The organism is Pseudomonas sp. LBUM1647, assembly GCF_059716175.1.
The window spans coordinates 5,018,645-5,034,350 of record NZ_CP166809.1 but is presented as its reverse complement, the minus strand read 5'-3'; the positions used below and the strand labels follow the sequence as shown (position 1 = coordinate 5,034,350).

Here is a 15,706-nt window from a genome sequence, read left to right as displayed (position 1 = left end):
TTGATATCACTGCTGAGAGTGTGGCACAAGATTGGCGTCAGATAATTGATCGACGGCAGTTATTCGCTCGCAGGCCGCCCGTCTTCAATTGACGCTCCATCCCCAACCCTCTAACCTTCGCGGCTTGTTTCAGGTGCTCTGTGACCTTGGTCGACAGAGTGAAACAGGGAAGCCGGTGAGTGACTATCTTCAAGCGACGAAGAGTCATGATCCCGGCGCTGCCCCCGCAACGGTAAATGAGTGAAGGCTGCGCCTTGAGCCACTGTGTCGTATGACATGGGAAGGCGCGCAGTCAGGCCAACGCCGCTCATGAGCCCGGAGACCGGCCTGATCCATCCAGCGGCATCACGGTGGGCGATGCCAGGCTTCTTGCCGTCTATTCTTGTGCCTGCCCGCCGTTATCCAGCCTCAACGGAGAGCTCCCCCATGACTGATACCCCCGATCGTGACGAACGTCATCTGGCGCGCATGCTGCGCAAAAAAGCCGTGATCGATGAACGCATCGCCAATTCGCCGAATGAATGCGGCCTGCTGCTGGTGCTGACCGGCAACGGCAAAGGCAAAAGCAGCTCGGCCTTCGGCATGCTCGCCCGGTCCATGGGCCACGGCATGCAGTGTGGCGTGGTGCAGTTCATTAAAGGGCGCAGCAGCACCGGCGAAGAACTGTTCTTCCGGCGCTTCCCGGAGCAGGTGCGTTTTCATGTGATGGGCGAGGGCTTCACCTGGGAAACCCAGGATCGCCAGCGTGATATCGCCGCCGCTGAAGCCGCGTGGGCGGTGTCCCGCGAATTGCTGCGTGATCCGTCGATCGGCCTGGTGGTGCTGGATGAATTGAACATTGCGCTCAAGCACGGTTATCTGGATCTCGATCAAGTGCTCAGCGACTTGCAGGCCCGTCCGCCGATGCAGCACGTGGTGGTCACCGGTCGTGGCGCCAAGCCGGAGATGATCGAACTGGCCGATACCGTCACCGAAATGGGCGTGATCAAGCACGCGTTCCAGGCCGGGATCAAAGCGCAAAAAGGCGTCGAATTGTGAGTCAACCACGTCATTGCCCGGCGGTATTGATTGCCGCGCCGGCTTCCGGTCAGGGCAAGACCACCGTCACCGCCGCGCTGGCCCGTTTGCATCGCAATCAAGGACGCAAGGTTCGCGTGTTCAAATGCGGCCCGGATTTTCTCGACCCGATGATTCTCGAGCGCGCCAGCGGTGCGCCGGTGTATCAACTGGACATGTGGATGGTCGGCGAGCAGGAAAGTCGTCGTCTGTTGTGGGAAGCCGCCGGCGAAGCCGATCTGATCCTCATCGAAGGCGTCATGGGTCTGTTCGACGGTACGCCGTCCAGCGCTGATCTGGCGCGACACTTCGGTGTGCCGGTGCTCGGTGTGATCGACGGCACTGCCATGGCCCAGACCTTTGGCGCACTGGCCCTGGGGCTGGCGCGTTATCAGCCGGACTTGCCGTTTGCCGGTGTGTTGGCCAACCGCGTCGGCACCCTGCGTCACGCGCAATTACTGGAAGGCAGCCTCACTGAAGGTTTGCGCTGGTACGGCGCTTTGTCCCGGGAAACCGGGATCGAATTGCCGAGTCGCCATTTGGGTCTGGTTCAGGCCAGTGAGTTGAACGATCTCGATCTGCGCCTCGATGCGGCGGCCGATGCACTGGCCAGCAGTTGCGAGGTCGCGCTGCCACCAGCGGTGGAATTCGCCGCTCCTGATGTGATCGCTGTCGAGCCTCTGTTGGCCGGCGTTCGAATTGCCGTGGCCCGTGACGAAGCGTTCGCCTTCACCTACGGCGCGAGCCTGGATTTGCTGCGAGCCATGGGCGCCGAGTTGCTGTTTTTCTCGCCGATCCGTGACACGCAATTGCCGGAGGCAGACAGTCTTTATCTGCCGGGTGGTTATCCCGAATTGCACCATGTGGCGCTGTCACAGAACACCACGATGCTGGCCGCCATTCGCGCTCACCATGCGGCGGGTAAACCGTTGTTGGCCGAGTGCGGTGGCATGCTTTATTTGCTCGATTCTTTGACGGATGTCGAAGGTACTCGTGCTGAACTGGTCGGCTTGCTGGCCGGTGATGCGGTGATGCAAAAGCGTCTGGCCGCGCTGGCATTGCAAGCGGTGGAGTTGCCGGAAGGTTCGTTGCGCGGCCACACCTATCACCACTCGCTGACCAGCACCGAGCTTGAGCCGATTGCTCGTGGCCTGAGCCCTAACGGTGGGCGAGGGGCAGAGGCGGTTTATCGTGAAGGGCGGATGACCGCGTCCTACGTGCACTTTTACTTCCCCTCCAATCCATCGGCGGTTGCCGCGCTATTTGCGCCTGACCAAAACCCTGTGGGAGCGAGCTTGCTCGCGAAGAGGCCATGACCGACAACGCATTTTCCGAGGCCGAACGCGAAGCAGTTTATCGAGCCATCGGCGAACGCCGCGACATGCGTCATTTCAGCGGCGGCACCGTCGAGCCCGAGTTGCTGCGGCGCCTGCTCGAAGCCGCTCATCAGGCGCCGAGTGTCGGCCTGATGCAGCCCTGGCGGTTCATCCGCATCAGCGATCGAGCCCTGCGCGGCAAGATCCAGTCACTGGTGGAAGAAGAACGCATCCGCACCGCCGAAGCCCTCGGCGAGCGCACCGACGAATTCATGAAGCTCAAAGTCGAAGGCATCAACGACTGCGCTGAGGTGCTGGTCGCTGCGCTGATGGACGATCGCGAGCGTCATATCTTCGGCCGCCGCACGATGCCGGAAATGGATATGGCCTCGTTGTCCTGCGCGATCCAGAACCTCTGGCTGGCCTCCCGCGCTGAAGGGTTGGGCATGGGCTGGGTCTCGCTGTTCGAGCCGCAAGCGCTGGCCGACCTGCTGGGTTTACCCGCCGGAGCCAAGCCCTTGGCCGTTCTTTGCCTGGGGCCGGTCAAGGAATTCTATCCGGCGCCGATGCTGGTACTCGAAGGCTGGGCGCAGGCGCGTCCGCTCAGTGAGTTGCTGTATGAAAATTATTGGGGAGTGAGTCAATGAGTGTGGCGTTGTTGAGTGTCGCCGCGGTTGCGCTGGATGCGCTGCTGGGTGAACCCAAACGCTGGCATCCGCTGGTGGCGTTCGGCCGTTTTGCCGACCGCATCGAGCAACGTTTCAATGGTGAAGGTCGCGGCTGGCGCAGCCATGGCGTGACTGCCTGGGTGATTGCAGTGTTGCCGCTGACCCTGCTGGCCACGGCGTTTTCCTGGGCGCCTTATGTCGGCTGGATCGTCGAGATTCTCGTGCTCTATTGCGCCCTCGGCATGCGCAGCCTCGGTGAACACGTCGAGCCGGTGGCCAAGGCGCTGCGCAGCGATGATCTGGACGAGGCGCGCAAACGTGTCAGTTATCTGGTCAGCCGCCAGACCAGCGAACTGGACAAAACTGAAGTCGCCCGCGCCGCTACAGAATCAGTGCTGGAGAACGGCAGCGACGCGGTATTCGCTGCGCTCTTCTGGTTTGCTGTCGCCGGTGCGCCCGGTGTGGTGCTCTACCGTTTGAGCAACACGCTGGATGCGATGTGGGGTTATCGCAACGAACGCTTCGAACGTTTCGGCTGGGCGGCGGCAAAGATCGACGACGTCCTCAACTATATTCCTGCACGCCTGGTGGCGCTGACCTACGCGCTGCTGGGCAAAACCCGGCTGTCGCTGAGGTGCTGGCGTACTCAGGGCCCGACCTGGGACAGCCCGAATGCCGGCCCGGTGATGGCGGCCGGTGCCGGTGCGCTCGGTGTCGAGTTGGGCGGGGCGGCGATTTATCACGGTGAACTGCATCAGCGTCCGCCATTGGGCGAAGGCGTGCCGGCGGACGCCGACTCCATCGACCGAGGCTGGCAATTGGTCCAGCGCGGGGTATGGTTATGGCTGCTGATTCTCTGCGTGGGAGCTGAATTCTATGCTTGAGCACGGTGGTCGGTTACGCAAGGCGGCGCTCGACTACGGCATCGCCGAAGCCGATTGGCTCGACCTGTCCAGCGGCCTCGCGCCTTGGCCGTTTCCGGTCCCGCAGATCCCGTTGCGGGCCTGGGCGCGTTTGCCGGAAACCGATGACGGCCTGGAGCAGGCGGCCTGTGATTATTACGGCGCCGCTCAGGCGCTGCCGGTGGCCGGTTCGCAAATGGCGATCCAGTTGCTGCCGCGTTTGCGCCGGGCGGGCAAGGTCGGCGTGCTCTCGCCGTGTTACGCCGAACACGCCGAAGCGTGGCGCCGTAACGGCTACATCGTGCGTGAAGTGCTGGAGCAGGAAGTCGACTTCTACCTCGACAGCCTCGACGTGCTGGTGGTGGTCAACCCGAACAATCCTACTGGCCTGAGCCTGACACCGAGTCGGCTGCTCGACTGGCACTCGCGGCTGGCCCAGCGCGGTGGCTGGCTAGTGGTGGACGAGGCGTTCATGGACAACACGCCGCATTTGAGTCTGGCACCTTTTGCCAATCAGGTCGGGTTGATCGTGCTGCGTTCCTTCGGCAAGTTTTTCGGCCTGGCCGGTGTACGGCTGGGTTTCGTGCTGGCCGAGCGCAAGTTGCTCAAGTTGCTGGCCGAGCAAGTGGGGCCGTGGGCGGTCAGCGGGCCGACGCGGGTGCTGGGTCAGGCCTGTCTGCTGGATACCGAAGGGCATGCCCGGCAGCGGGTTCGCACTGAAGAGGCCAGCGAGCGTCTGGCGCTGCTGCTTGAACAGCACGGTTTCAAACCTCAGGGCGGTTGCGCGTTGTTCCAATGGCTGATCACCGACCGCGCCGAAGCCCTGCATGAGTTCATGGCCCGGCGCGGCATTCTGCTGCGGTTGTTCACGCACACCAGCAGCGTACGTTTCGGTTTGCCCGCCGATGAAGCCGACTGGACACGTCTCGCGCAAGCGTTCGAAGCCTACGCTAGGGAAACCCAATGACTACGTTGATGGTGCAGGGCACGACTTCCGACGCCGGTAAAAGCACGCTGGTGACGGCGTTGTGCCGCTGGGTCGCGCGTCAGGGTGTGAGCGTCGTGCCGTTCAAGCCGCAGAACATGGCGCTCAACAGTGCCGTGACCGCCGACGGTGGCGAGATCGGTCGCGCGCAAGCGGTGCAGGCTCAGGCGGCCAACCTTGAGCCGCACACCGACATGAACCCGGTGCTGCTCAAACCCAACAGCGATACCGGCGCCCAAGTGATCATCCATGGTCGCGCCGTTACCACCATGAATGCAGTCGCCTATCACGATTACAAAGCCATCGCGATGCAAGCGGTGCTGGCCTCCCACGAACGGTTGAGCGTGGCGTATCCGGTGGTCATGGTCGAAGGCGCGGGCTCGCCGGCCGAGATCAATCTGCGTGCCGGTGACATTGCCAACATGGGCTTTGCCGAGGCGGTGGATTGTCCGGTGGTGTTGATCGCCGACATCAATCGCGGCGGGGTTTTTGCGCATCTGGTGGGCACGCTGGAACTGCTGTCACCCAGCGAGCAGGCGCGAGTCAAAGGCTTCATCATCAACCGGTTTCGCGGCGATATCGCTTTGCTGCAACCGGGTCTTGACTGGCTGGAAGCGCGCACCGGCAAACCGGTGATCGGCGTTCTGCCTTACGTGATGGACCTGCACCTGGAAGCCGAGGATGGCATCGATCAGCGTCAGACCGACAAGGCCGACCAGGTGCTGAAAGTGGTGGTGCCGGTGCTGCCGCGCATCAGCAACCACACCGATTTCGATCCGCTGCGCCTGCATCCGCAGGTGGATCTGCAATTTGTCGGCCCCGGTCAGGCGATTCCACCGGCGGACCTGATTATTCTCCCTGGTTCGAAAAGCGTGCGCAGCGACCTCGCGTATCTGCGGGCGAATGGCTGGGACACCGCGATCAGTCGTCATCTGCGCTACGGCGGAAAGGTGCTGGGGATTTGCGGTGGTCTGCAAATGCTCGGCGAGCAGGTACACGACCCGCTGGGCCTCGAAGGCGCACCGGGTTCCAGCGCAGGTCTGGGTTTGTTGGCGTTCGAAACCCAGCTCGAAGAAGAGAAGCAATTGCGCAATGTGCGCGGGCGTCTGGCGCTCGAAGACGCGCCGGTCAGCGGTTACGAAATTCATGCCGGCGTCACCACCGGGCCGGCGCTGGAAAACGCCGCGGTGCAACTGGACGACGGTCGCTGCGACGGTGCGCAAAGTGTGGACGGGCAGATTTTCGGCACCTATCTGCATGGGCTGTTTGAATCGCCCGCGGCGTGCAGTGCGCTGTTGCGCTGGGCAGGTTTGCAGGCGGTGCAGGACGTGGATTATCACGCGTTGCGTGAGCGCGATATCGAGCGGCTGGCGGATCTGGTGGAGAAGCATCTGGATACGTCGCTGCTGCGGGAGCTCTGTGGGATTTGAGGTGACTGTTCCGGCCCTATCGCGAGCAAGCTCGCTCCCACAGGTGATCGCATTCCAATGTGGGAGCGAGCTTGCTCGCGATGGGGCCAGTAGCCACACCGCCAATTTGAAGGAATAAACCATGCTGCAACTGATCCTCGGCGGCGCCCGCTCCGGCAAAAGCCGCCTGGCTGAAAAACTGGCAACCGAGAGTCTGCTTCAGGTGACTTACATCGCCACCAGCCAACCCCTCGACGGTGAAATGAACGAGCGGGTGGCCCATCACCGCGCCCGTCGTCCAGCCGAATGGGCGTTGATCGAAGAACCTCTGCAACTCGCTCGCATCCTGCGCGAAACCGCCGGTGCCGAACGTTGCCTGCTGGTGGATTGCCTGACGTTGTGGATGACCAATCTGCTGATGCTCGACGACATCGAGCGTCTGTCGGCCGAACGTGATGCGCTGCTGGACTGCCTGGCGTCGTTGCCGGGTGAAATCATTTTTGTCAGCAACGAGACCGGAATGGGTGTCGTGCCGCTGGGCGAATTGACTCGCCGCTATGTCGATGAAGCCGGTTGGCTGCATCAAGCGTTGGCCGAGCGCTGCCAGCGTGTCGTCCTGACCGTCGCTGGTCTGCCCCTGACTTTGAAAGGAACTGCGTTATGACTCAATTCTGGTGGCTGAACCCCTGCAAGCCGATCGATGCTCAAGCGGTCGAGCAGGCCGAGGCCCGTCAACAACAGCTGACCAAACCGGCCGGCTCCCTCGGTCGGCTTGAGTCGGTGGCCGTGCAATTGGCCGGCTTGCAGGGGCAGGTCAAGCCGAGACTGGATCAGCTGTGGATCGCGATTTTTGCCGGTGACCATGGCGTGGTTGTTGAAGGGGTGTCGGCATTTCCCCAGGAAGTCACCGGGCAGATGCTGCACAACTTCGTCAGTGGTGGGGCGGCGATCAGCGTGTTGGCGCGGCAACTCGGGGCATCCCTTGAAGTCGTCGACCTCGGCACGGTGACGCCGTCGTTGAATTTGCCGGGTGTGCGTCACTTGAACATCGGCCCGGGCACGGCGAATTTCGTCGAAGGGGCGGCCATGACGCCGGCTCAAGGCGAGCTCGCTTTGCAGGCCGGCCGCGACAGCGTGCAGCGCGCCATCGCGGCGGGTGCGCAGTTGTTTATCGGTGGTGAGATGGGCATCGGCAATACCACCGCAGCCAGCGCGTTGGCCTGTGCCTTGCTCGGTTGCCCGGTGGTGCATCTGGCCGGGCCGGGCACGGGTTTGAACGCGGCGGGTGTCAGTCATAAAGCCCAGGTTATCGAGCGCGCTTTGGCATTGCACAGCGCTCAGCGTGGCGATGCGCTGCAAACTCTGTTCAACCTCGGCGGTTTTGAGATCGCGGCACTGGTCGGCGCGTATCTGGCGTGTGCCCAGGAAGGCGTCGCGGTGCTGGTGGACGGTTTCATTTGCAGCGTCGCGGCATTGGTCGCGGTGCGCTTGAATCCTGAATGCCGTCAGTGGCTGTTGTTCGGTCATCGCGGCGCCGAGCCGGGTCATCGTCATGTGCTGGAAACCCTGAACGCCGAACCGCTGCTGGACCTCGGCCTGCGTCTGGGCGAGGGCAGTGGCGCGGCGTTGGCCGTGCCGTTGCTGCGTCTGGCGTGCGACCTTCACGGGCAGATGGCGACCTTCGCCGAGGCCGCCGTGGCGGACCGTCCGGCATGACCTTGCGCCTGGACCTGTTGCGCCACGGTGAAACGGAACTCGGCGGCGGTTTGCGCGGCAGCCTTGACGATGCGCTGACTGAAAAGGGCTGGGCGCAGATGCGCGCGGCGGTGGTCGAGCAGGGGCCTTGGGATCGTTTGGTCAGCTCGCCGTTGCAGCGGTGCGCGCGGTTCGCCGAAGAACTCGGCGCACAACTGGGTTTGCCAGTGCAGTTGGATAAAGACCTGCAAGAGCTGCACTTCGGCGCCTGGGAAGGGCAGAGCGCCGCCGCGCTGATGGACACCGATGCCGAGGCGTTGGGATTGTTCTGGGCCAACCCTTATTCGTTTACGCCGCCTCAGGGTGAGCCGGTGGTGGATTTTTCGACGCGGGTGTTGGCAGCCGTTGAACGCTTGCAGGTTGCCTACGCAGGCGAGCGGGTGTTGCTGATCAGTCATGGCGGAGTCATGCGCTTGTTGCTGGCTCAGGCGCGGGGATTGCCTCGTGAGCAGTTGCTCAACGTCGAAGTCGGGCATGGCGCGTTGTTTTCGCTGACGGTCGAGTCTGGCGTGTTGTTAAAGGAAGCGATCTGACCATGTTGCCGTTCTGGATCGCCCTGCAATTTTTGAGCAGTCTGCCGATTCGTCTGCCGGGCATCCCGGAACCACAGGAATTGGGGCGGTCGTTGCTGTTTTATCCGCTGGTCGGCCTGCTGTTCGGCGGGATTTTGTGGGCGTTCAACTGGCTGCTGCTCGGCACCCCGTTGTTGCTTCACGCAGCGCTGTTGCTGACGGTTTGGGTATTGCTCAGCGGCGCGTTGCACCTGGACGGCCTGGCCGACAGCGCCGATGCGTGGCTCGGTGGGTTCGGCGATCGAGAGCGCACGTTGACGATCATGAAGGACCCGCGCAGCGGGCCGATTGCGGTCGTGGCGCTGGTGCTGGTGTTGCTGCTCAAATTCGCCGCGTTACTGGCATTGATCGAGCAGCAACACGCCGTTGTCCTGATCATTGTTCCGTTGATCGGGCGCAGCGCGATGCTGGGCTTGTTCCTGACCACGCCTTATGTGCGCGCCGGTGGCTTGGGGCAAGCGCTGGCCGATCATCTGCCGCGTTTGGCGGGCAAGCAGGTGTTGGCGGTGAGTGCATTGGCGTGTGTTTTGATTGCCGGCCTCAGCGGCGTGTTGGCAGTGGTGCTGGCGGCGCTGGTGTTTGTCTGGCTGCGGCAAGTGATGCTGCGCCGATTGGGCGGCACGACGGGCGATACGGCGGGGGCGTTGCTGGAAATCCTTGAGGTCGCGGTGCTGGTGGGATTGGCGATCTGCTGAACTTCCCACATCATGTAACTTGATTTAACACAACCGCGGGTATATACACGCACCATGCTCGACTCCCAATGTTTATGCATCAACCTGCGTCGCGCCGCCCGTGGCGTCAGCAGGCATTACGACGGCGCTCTCGACGGCTTCGGGATCAACGTCGCCCAGTATTCTCTGCTGTGTAATCTGCAGCGTCTGGATAAACCGAGTATTTCCACGTTGGCCGAGGCCATGGGGCTGGATCGCAGCACCTTGGGGCGCAATCTGCGGGTGCTGGAAGGCGAAGGCCTGTTGATGCTGGTCGAGGGCGAAGACATGCGTAACCGCATCGTCATGCTCACCGAGGCCGGTGTTGAACGCCTGAAAGCGGCGTTACCAGCCTGGGAAGCGGCGCAACAGCGGTTGATTGACCGTCTGGGTGCCGAGAAACGCGAAACCTTGCTGCGACTGCTGGACGAACTGGCGTGATGCCGGTTTTTCCGATCTTAAGCGGGTATATACCCGCTACCGGAGAATAAGAATGACATCGATGTGGCGTACGTGTGGTTGGGTGTTGGTGGGGAGTGCGCTGATTCTCGCGTTGTCCTTGGGCGTACGGCACGGCTTCGGGCTGTTTCTGGCACCAATGAGTGCCGAATTCGGCTGGGGGCGTGAGACGTTTGCCTTCGCCATTGCCTTGCAGAACCTGATTTGGGGCCTGGCGCAACCCTTCACCGGCGCGCTGGCCGACCGCTTTGGCGCCGCGAAAGTAGTGCTGGTCGGCGGTGTCCTGTATGCGGTGGGTCTGGTGTTCATGGGCCTGTCGGATTCGGCCGTGACCTTGTCCCTGAGTGCCGGCTTGTTGATCGGTATTGGCCTGTCGGGCACTTCGTTTTCGGTGATCCTCGGCGTGGTCGGCCGCGCAGTGCCGCCGGAGAAACGCAGCATGGGCATGGGCATTGCCAGCGCTGCCGGCTCTTTCGGCCAGTTCGCCATGTTGCCCGGTACGCTGGGGTTGATCGGCTGGCTCGGCTGGTCCGCGGCATTGCTGGTGTTGGGCCTGTTGGTGGCCCTGATCGTGCCGCTGGTGAGCATGCTCAAGGACAAACCGCTGCCGGTGTTCGGTCATGAACAAACACTGTCCGAAGCCCTGCGCGAGGCCTGTTCCCATTCGGGATTCTGGCTGCTGGCGTTCGGCTTTTTTGTTTGCGGCTTCCAGGTGGTATTCATCGGCGTGCACTTGCCGGCTTATCTGGTGGATCAGCACCTTCCGGCGAGCGTCGGCACGACGGTGCTGGCGCTGATCGGGCTGTTCAATATTTTCGGTACCTACACGGCGGGCTGGCTTGGCGGACGGATGTCCAAGCCACGTTTGCTCACCGGCCTGTATCTGCTGCGGGCAGTGGTGATCGGGTTGTTCCTGTGGGCGCCCGTCACGACGACCACCGCTTACCTGTTTGGCATGGCGATGGGCTTCCTGTGGCTGTCGACCGTGCCCTTGACCAACGGCACCGTCGCGACCTTGTTCGGCGTGCGAAATCTGTCCATGCTCGGTGGGATTGTTTTCCTGTTTCACCAGCTCGGATCGTTCCTCGGCGGCTGGTTGGGCGGGGTGGTGTATGACCGAACCGGGAGCTATGACTTGATCTGGCAGGTAGCGATTCTCTTGAGCCTGTTGGCTGCAGCCCTGAACTGGCCGGTGCGTGAGCAGCCGGTGGCGCGCCTGCAAACACAGATGAGTGCGATATGAACAGTCTCTGGCCGCGGATCGCTGTCGTCGCTGTCTGCGCCTTGCTGCTGGCCCTGTCGTGGTGGGGCTGGCATCAGGGCGGGCTGGCGTTGATGCAACTGGGCATGGGTGCTTGCTAGCAGGATAGGAGGGCGAGTAACTTCGTTTTTGACGATTTCTCAAGGATGCACCGACATGCTGATGCGTTGGCTCGCAGTTCCCGCGTTACTGGTGGCGTTTAGTGGATTGGCTCAAGCCGCCGAATGCCCGGAGCTTTTGCAAGGCTCGTTGCCCAAGTTGCGCGCCAAGGAATCCATCGACCTGTGCCAGCGCTTCGCCGGCAAACCGCTGGTGGTGGTCAATACCGCGAGCTTCTGTGGTTTCGCCCCGCAGTTCAAAAGCCTTGAGGCGCTGAATCAGCGTTACAAGGATCAGGGGCTGGAAGTAATCGGCGTTCCGTCCAACGACTTCAAGCAAGAGTCCAAGGATGGCGAAGAGACTGCCAAGGTCTGCTACGTGAACTACGGCGTGACGTTCACCATGACTGAACCGCAGAAAGTCCGCGGTAATGACGCGACTCACTTGTTCAAGATCATCGCCAAGCAGAGCACCGCGCCGAAGTGGAACTTCTACAAGTACGTGGTCGATCGCAAGGGCAAGGTGATTGCCAGTTTTTCCAGCCTGACCAAGCCTGACGATCCTGAGTTCATCGAGGCGGTGGAGAAGGCACTGGCCTCGCAACCCTGATCGACGCCCATTAAAAAGCCCCGCTTCTGTACAAGAGAGCGGGGCTTTTTCAGTTCAGGCGGCGAGTGAGGAACCGTCAGAAGCGGTAGGTCGCGCCAACACCGAAACCGTTCGCCCAGTTTTCATACTTGGCGTTGTAGCTCTGGTTGCGAGGTGCACCGTTGCTGTTGTTGACCTTGACCGACTCTTCGCGCAGGTACGAATACGCTACGTCGATGGTCAGGTCGTCGGTCGGGCTCCAGCCGGCGCCCAGGCTGAAAATCTTGCGATCGCCAGTCGGGATGCGTGGAGAGCGGTTTTCGTTGTTGGTCGGCGACTGGTCAACCGACAGGCCGGTACGCAGCACCCACTGCTTGTTCAACTGATAGGAAGCACCGATGGCGTGAGCCCAGGTGTCGTGCCAGTTCTGCTCTTCAGTGATGGTGCCGAACTGGGGGGCCAGGGCAGCAGGAACACCGCTGTTTTCGACGCTGATTTCCTTCAGGCGGCTCCAGCGAGTCCAGGTGCTGCCTGCGTAGAGGGTCCACTGGTCGTCCAGCTGATGAGTGACCGAGAAGTCGACCGACTCAGGCGTGGTGATATCCAGCGAGGCGTCGTACTTCTGGTTCGGGTTCTGACGCAGGTTCGTGAGGAAGCCGTAGTTGACCTTGGTGTCACCCTCGAGCTTGTACTTCACTTTCGAGTGATAGGTCAGGCCGACGCGAGTGCTGTCGGTGGCTTGAACCAGGATACCGATGTTGTAGCCCAGCGCCGTGTCGTCACCCTTGATCTTGACTTCACCGTCCGGTGCACGTGGGGTCAGCGACAGGTTCGATTCCAGGGTACCGTCGATGCGGTTGATGGTCGGACCGAAACCGATCGACACCTTGTCGTTGAAGGCGTAGCTGACGGTTGGCTGGAGAGTCACGATTTTGACTTCGCTCTTGCTGCCGAAGTATTTGCCGGCGAAGCCGTTCTCGTAGTCGGTCACCAGGCCGAATGGAGCGTAGACGCCGAAACCGACTGCCCACTGGTCATCGATTGGCTTTACGTAGTAGCCCATGGGCACGCCCATGAAAGGGACCATGTCACCTTTGTTGGTACCACTATTCGGGCGGGAGCTGGCATCACTGATATCAGCGTGCGCGTCGATAAATGCAACACCACCGGTCACTTGTTCGCGCTTGAGGCGAGACATGCCGGCAGGGTTGCCAAAAACGGTGGATGCGTCGTCGGCAGAAGAAGATCGCCCGGCAAAACCTGTCCCCATCCCGCTGATGCTTTGTTCGTTAAGGGCGAAGCCACTTGCGAAGATTTGGGTGGATGCCAAGGTAACGGCGAGGCTAAGGGTGGTTTTGAGCATTACTTTTTTCATTATTAGAACTCCTGGTGATCACCGGGGCGAAAATTACCAACATTTTCGTCCCAGCGCTATAGGCTGTGAGGCTTGATTTAGAGCGGTTTTGTAGGACAATCCGACCAAAATCGCAGCAGTTGCGCGATCTTGTGGAAACAGCAGATCAGCAGGCGACCTGATTCAGCGGTGAAACACAGGTTTGCCAGGCGCAGGTGAAGTCTCTCAGGCGTCCTTGAGGCTGGAAGGTCTGGCGCCAGATGCGAGCCATGCCCAGTAGGTCGTCTGCTTCGGGGAGGGGGGTGTTCTGTTCTTCTACCAGCAGCCAGGCGATGGCTGTGGCGTAACGCAGGTTGACGGTCAATTCGAGGTGCGGACCACTCAGGAACGCATGTTGGCTGGCCAGACCACGAACCAGGCTTGCGCGTTCCGGGTCAAGTGCCAGGTAGTGGTCCCAAAGTGCTTGATGGCGGGGTTCGGCGATTCGGTACAGGCCGTGTCCACGGCGGTCATGCAGGGCCGTTCCAAGGGCTGACTGGCTGGCGGCAATGCCCAGCAGCAGGGATTCGGCAGTTGCGCTATGGCGCCCGAGGTAAATCAATGTCGGGCGGATCACATAACGGCACAGTTCGCTGGCAGCGATACCCATATAGCCCTCGAAACTTGGATGGTCGGCGATACCTGAAGGTAGCGTTGGCAGCGGGTGAATCGACTCAGGGCTCGCCGGAAGCGGATGAATCCGCTTGAGTTGAAGTGTAGTGTCATATTCGCGCCGTAAAGGCCTGTTTTTAAAATATTTCCGGCTGCGAGTTATAACCGTTATATCGCTTAGTGCTTAGGCGGTGGCAGTGAAAAGAGAAATATCGGGCAATAAAAAGCCCCGCTTTTTGAGCGAGGCTTTAGAGGTTTTCAGTCTTTCTGGCGTATCAGGCAACCAGTGCCTGACGGGTACGCTCGATCACGGCCTGCAGCGGCTCGGCGCTGGAGTATTGATCGGGGTAGAGGCGTTCGCTGTGACGAGCGATGCCGTGTTCGTTGACCAGAGTGAAGCTGAAGCAGCCTTTGCGAGCAGCCATGATCAGGCAGTTCATTGGTGCAAAAGCATTGGTTAGGGTGCGAATGGCATCCTGGGTGTGGATTTGAGTAGACATAGTCATTGGGTGTTCCTACAAGCGACACGGATAAGAACCGTGCAAAGTTAAAACGTTCCAGTGACGACGACCACCATTGGTCGAACGAAGAACCCGACTGGAACAAAGCAGCCAGTTTGAAGCGCTGATAAATTGGCGCGCTTGGGCTGGCAGGTAGGTACTTAGGAGGGCAGGCAACACATCAAGGGCAAAGGTTCTGGGCCCGGGGTGAAGATCCTGATCAATTTGCAGGTTGGTTCGGTCAGAGTAAGTGAGCTTCGCAACACCCTTTGCTTTCGATTCAAAGGCTGTGTTGACGCAAGGTTTACCTGGAAACCATCGAGGTGGTCGATCCCGCTTTGTCGGTGGAGGCTTCCTTTGGGAAGGCTGACCGGGGGGATTTGTTCGACCAGAATTGACTTTCAGCTTGGTACTAACGCCGCGGATACTAACGGATTGAATTGCTGAAGGGAAGTGTGTTAGCAAAAAAGTTCTCTGGTCGCCGTCATTCAACGTCCGGTTTGGCGCTCGGAAAACGCCATGACCCGCGGACTTGCCCTGTAATAGCACAAATTCCGACCATTGGTAGTCACGGCTCATCGGGCCAGGACCGGCCTGGATCATGGGTTTGCCAAGGTTTATCCCCAGGTGCAGGCAAAAAATGCGCCGAAAAAGCGCATCGATATAACTGCCTCGAAGGTACTTGTGCACATAAGTGACGGAGGGTGTCACGCCGCTGTCATCTTCCCTTCAAACGCAGTGGGTGCCTGTAACCAAAATTTAAGTCAATGAAAAACATCGCTTTTTTTTACTGGTGAAAAAATCGTCAGTTTGACTGCGAGCCCCATTCCATAGGGCTTTGCGAGAGTTCAAGGGCGGTTGTCCACTGAGTTATCCACAGCTTCTGTGGATTGTCCCGAGCGCTTGCTCTAGGACGGGCGTGCCGGGTTTTTTTAGGCTTTACCTGTAAGAAAAAAAGAGTAGAGTGGCGCGCCTTCCGATCTGCCCCACAGTGCTTTATGAAGTTTCGCTCAGTATCAGTCTCTGCAACCTCCACACCTCCCAGCGTTACCCCGCCCAAGCGCTTTTCGATGCGTGTGGCCGAGTGGCTGCTGGACAGCCCGCGTCTGGGCGAAAACCCCAACGTCAAACACTTCGCCGGACGTTTGCTCAAGCAGCCAGCCCGTGAAGGGGTCGTGGCCGCGCAAAGCCGACTCGGTCAACTGATGTGCCGTGAATGCGGGAATGCCCGGGATCGCCGTATCGGCCAGGACCTTTTGCGTTCGGCCGCGCGGGCAGGGGATCGGCGCGCCCAGCAGGAACTGGGACTGATCGAAGACTGAGCTGTCCAAGACCTGACGCCTTGGTTAACCTTCAAGCTTTATTTCATTGGCAGGAGTGGCTATGGCTATGGACTTGACCAGCGCATTGCTCGGTCT

18 protein-coding genes and 1 riboswitch are annotated in these 15,706 nt (G+C 60.6%); of the genes, 15 read left to right on the top strand and 3 right to left on the bottom strand.

The window, feature by feature from the left end:
- The first annotated feature begins 114 nt into the window (after window positions 1-114).
- A riboswitch (cobalamin riboswitch) is annotated at window positions 115-345 on the top strand.
- A gap of 81 nt (window positions 346-426) precedes the next feature.
- The 14 genes from cobO to ACA059_RS23000 all read left to right on the top strand — a co-directional run bounded on the left by cobO (window position 427) and on the right by ACA059_RS23000 (window position 11,804).
- A complete protein-coding gene (gene cobO, locus ACA059_RS23065) occupies window positions 427-1,038 on the top strand; it encodes a cob(I)yrinic acid a,c-diamide adenosyltransferase (protein ID WP_046048017.1) in 612 nt (203 codons plus the stop codon).
- Entirely contained in the window at window positions 1,035-2,372 is a 1,338-nt protein-coding gene (locus ACA059_RS23060) for a cobyrinic acid a,c-diamide synthase CobB (RefSeq protein WP_497631128.1), read from the top strand. The genes cobO and ACA059_RS23060 overlap by 4 nt, the downstream gene beginning before the upstream one ends.
- Window positions 2,369-3,019 carry a 5,6-dimethylbenzimidazole synthase gene (gene bluB / locus ACA059_RS23055; RefSeq protein ID WP_497631127.1) on the top strand — a complete coding sequence of 217 codons (651 nt, stop codon included), beginning with the start codon at window positions 2,369-2,371 and terminating at the stop codon, window positions 3,017-3,019. The genes ACA059_RS23060 and bluB overlap by 4 nt, the downstream gene beginning before the upstream one ends.
- Complete coding sequence (gene cbiB, locus ACA059_RS23050) at window positions 3,016-3,924, top strand: adenosylcobinamide-phosphate synthase CbiB (protein WP_497631126.1); 909 nt, start codon at window positions 3,016-3,018, stop codon at window positions 3,922-3,924. Before bluB ends, cbiB begins: the two co-directional genes overlap by 4 nt.
- Window positions 3,917-4,909 carry a threonine-phosphate decarboxylase CobD gene (gene cobD / locus ACA059_RS23045; RefSeq protein ID WP_497631125.1) on the top strand — a complete coding sequence of 331 codons (993 nt, stop codon included), beginning with the start codon at window positions 3,917-3,919 and terminating at the stop codon, window positions 4,907-4,909. The genes cbiB and cobD overlap by 8 nt, the downstream gene beginning before the upstream one ends.
- Entirely contained in the window at window positions 4,906-6,357 is a 1,452-nt protein-coding gene (locus ACA059_RS23040; RefSeq protein ID WP_497631124.1) for a cobyric acid synthase, read from the top strand. Before cobD ends, ACA059_RS23040 begins: the two co-directional genes overlap by 4 nt.
- 121 nt (window positions 6,358-6,478) lie before the next feature.
- Entirely contained in the window at window positions 6,479-7,000 is a 522-nt protein-coding gene (gene cobU, locus ACA059_RS23035; RefSeq protein ID WP_497631123.1) for a bifunctional adenosylcobinamide kinase/adenosylcobinamide-phosphate guanylyltransferase, read from the top strand.
- Window positions 6,997-8,052 (top strand): nicotinate-nucleotide--dimethylbenzimidazole phosphoribosyltransferase, encoded by a 1,056-nt coding sequence (gene cobT / locus ACA059_RS23030; RefSeq protein ID WP_497631122.1) that lies wholly within the window; start codon window positions 6,997-6,999, stop codon window positions 8,050-8,052. The genes cobU and cobT overlap by 4 nt, the downstream gene beginning before the upstream one ends.
- Window positions 8,049-8,624, top strand: coding sequence for an alpha-ribazole phosphatase family protein (cobC, locus tag ACA059_RS23025; RefSeq protein WP_497631121.1), 576 nt, complete (start codon window positions 8,049-8,051; stop codon window positions 8,622-8,624). The genes cobT and cobC overlap by 4 nt, the downstream gene beginning before the upstream one ends.
- Before the next feature lie 2 nt (window positions 8,625-8,626).
- Window positions 8,627-9,358, top strand: coding sequence for an adenosylcobinamide-GDP ribazoletransferase (locus ACA059_RS23020; protein ID WP_497631120.1), 732 nt, complete (start codon window positions 8,627-8,629; stop codon window positions 9,356-9,358).
- Window positions 9,359-9,412: 54 nt separating this feature from the next.
- Complete coding sequence (locus ACA059_RS23015; protein WP_033055842.1) at window positions 9,413-9,817, top strand: MarR family winged helix-turn-helix transcriptional regulator; 405 nt, start codon at window positions 9,413-9,415, stop codon at window positions 9,815-9,817.
- A 52-nt stretch (window positions 9,818-9,869) separates the two neighbouring features.
- A complete protein-coding gene (locus ACA059_RS23010) occupies window positions 9,870-11,078 on the top strand; it encodes an MFS transporter (RefSeq protein WP_497631119.1) in 1,209 nt (402 codons plus the stop codon).
- Window positions 11,075-11,197: a hypothetical protein gene (locus ACA059_RS23005; protein WP_008148682.1), complete on the top strand. Its 123-nt coding sequence runs from the start codon at window positions 11,075-11,077 to the stop codon at window positions 11,195-11,197. The genes ACA059_RS23010 and ACA059_RS23005 overlap by 4 nt, the downstream gene beginning before the upstream one ends.
- 55 nt (window positions 11,198-11,252) lie before the next feature.
- Entirely contained in the window at window positions 11,253-11,804 is a 552-nt protein-coding gene (locus ACA059_RS23000; RefSeq protein ID WP_056744048.1) for a glutathione peroxidase, read from the top strand.
- 76 nt (window positions 11,805-11,880) lie between these two features.
- On the opposite strand, the gene ACA059_RS22995 is transcribed toward ACA059_RS23000, so the two are convergent.
- The 3 genes from ACA059_RS22995 to ACA059_RS22985 form a co-directional block, all read right to left on the bottom strand.
- A complete protein-coding gene (locus ACA059_RS22995) occupies window positions 11,881-13,158 on the bottom strand; it encodes an OmpP1/FadL family transporter (RefSeq protein ID WP_497631118.1) in 1,278 nt (425 codons plus the stop codon).
- A gap of 145 nt (window positions 13,159-13,303) precedes the next feature.
- The gene (locus ACA059_RS22990) at window positions 13,304-13,786 is read right to left on the bottom strand and encodes a hypothetical protein (protein WP_149629091.1); all 483 of its coding nucleotides are present in this window, start codon (window positions 13,784-13,786) and stop codon (window positions 13,304-13,306) included.
- Window positions 13,787-14,063: 277 nt separating this feature from the next.
- The gene (locus ACA059_RS22985) at window positions 14,064-14,288 is read right to left on the bottom strand and encodes a hypothetical protein (protein ID WP_007898912.1); all 225 of its coding nucleotides are present in this window, start codon (window positions 14,286-14,288) and stop codon (window positions 14,064-14,066) included.
- A gap of 998 nt (window positions 14,289-15,286) precedes the next feature.
- Between ACA059_RS22985 and ACA059_RS22980 the strand changes: the two genes are divergently transcribed.
- The gene (locus tag ACA059_RS22980) at window positions 15,287-15,610 is read left to right on the top strand and encodes an SEL1-like repeat protein (protein WP_080931979.1); all 324 of its coding nucleotides are present in this window, start codon (window positions 15,287-15,289) and stop codon (window positions 15,608-15,610) included.
- The last annotated feature ends 96 nt before the right edge of the window (window positions 15,611-15,706 follow it).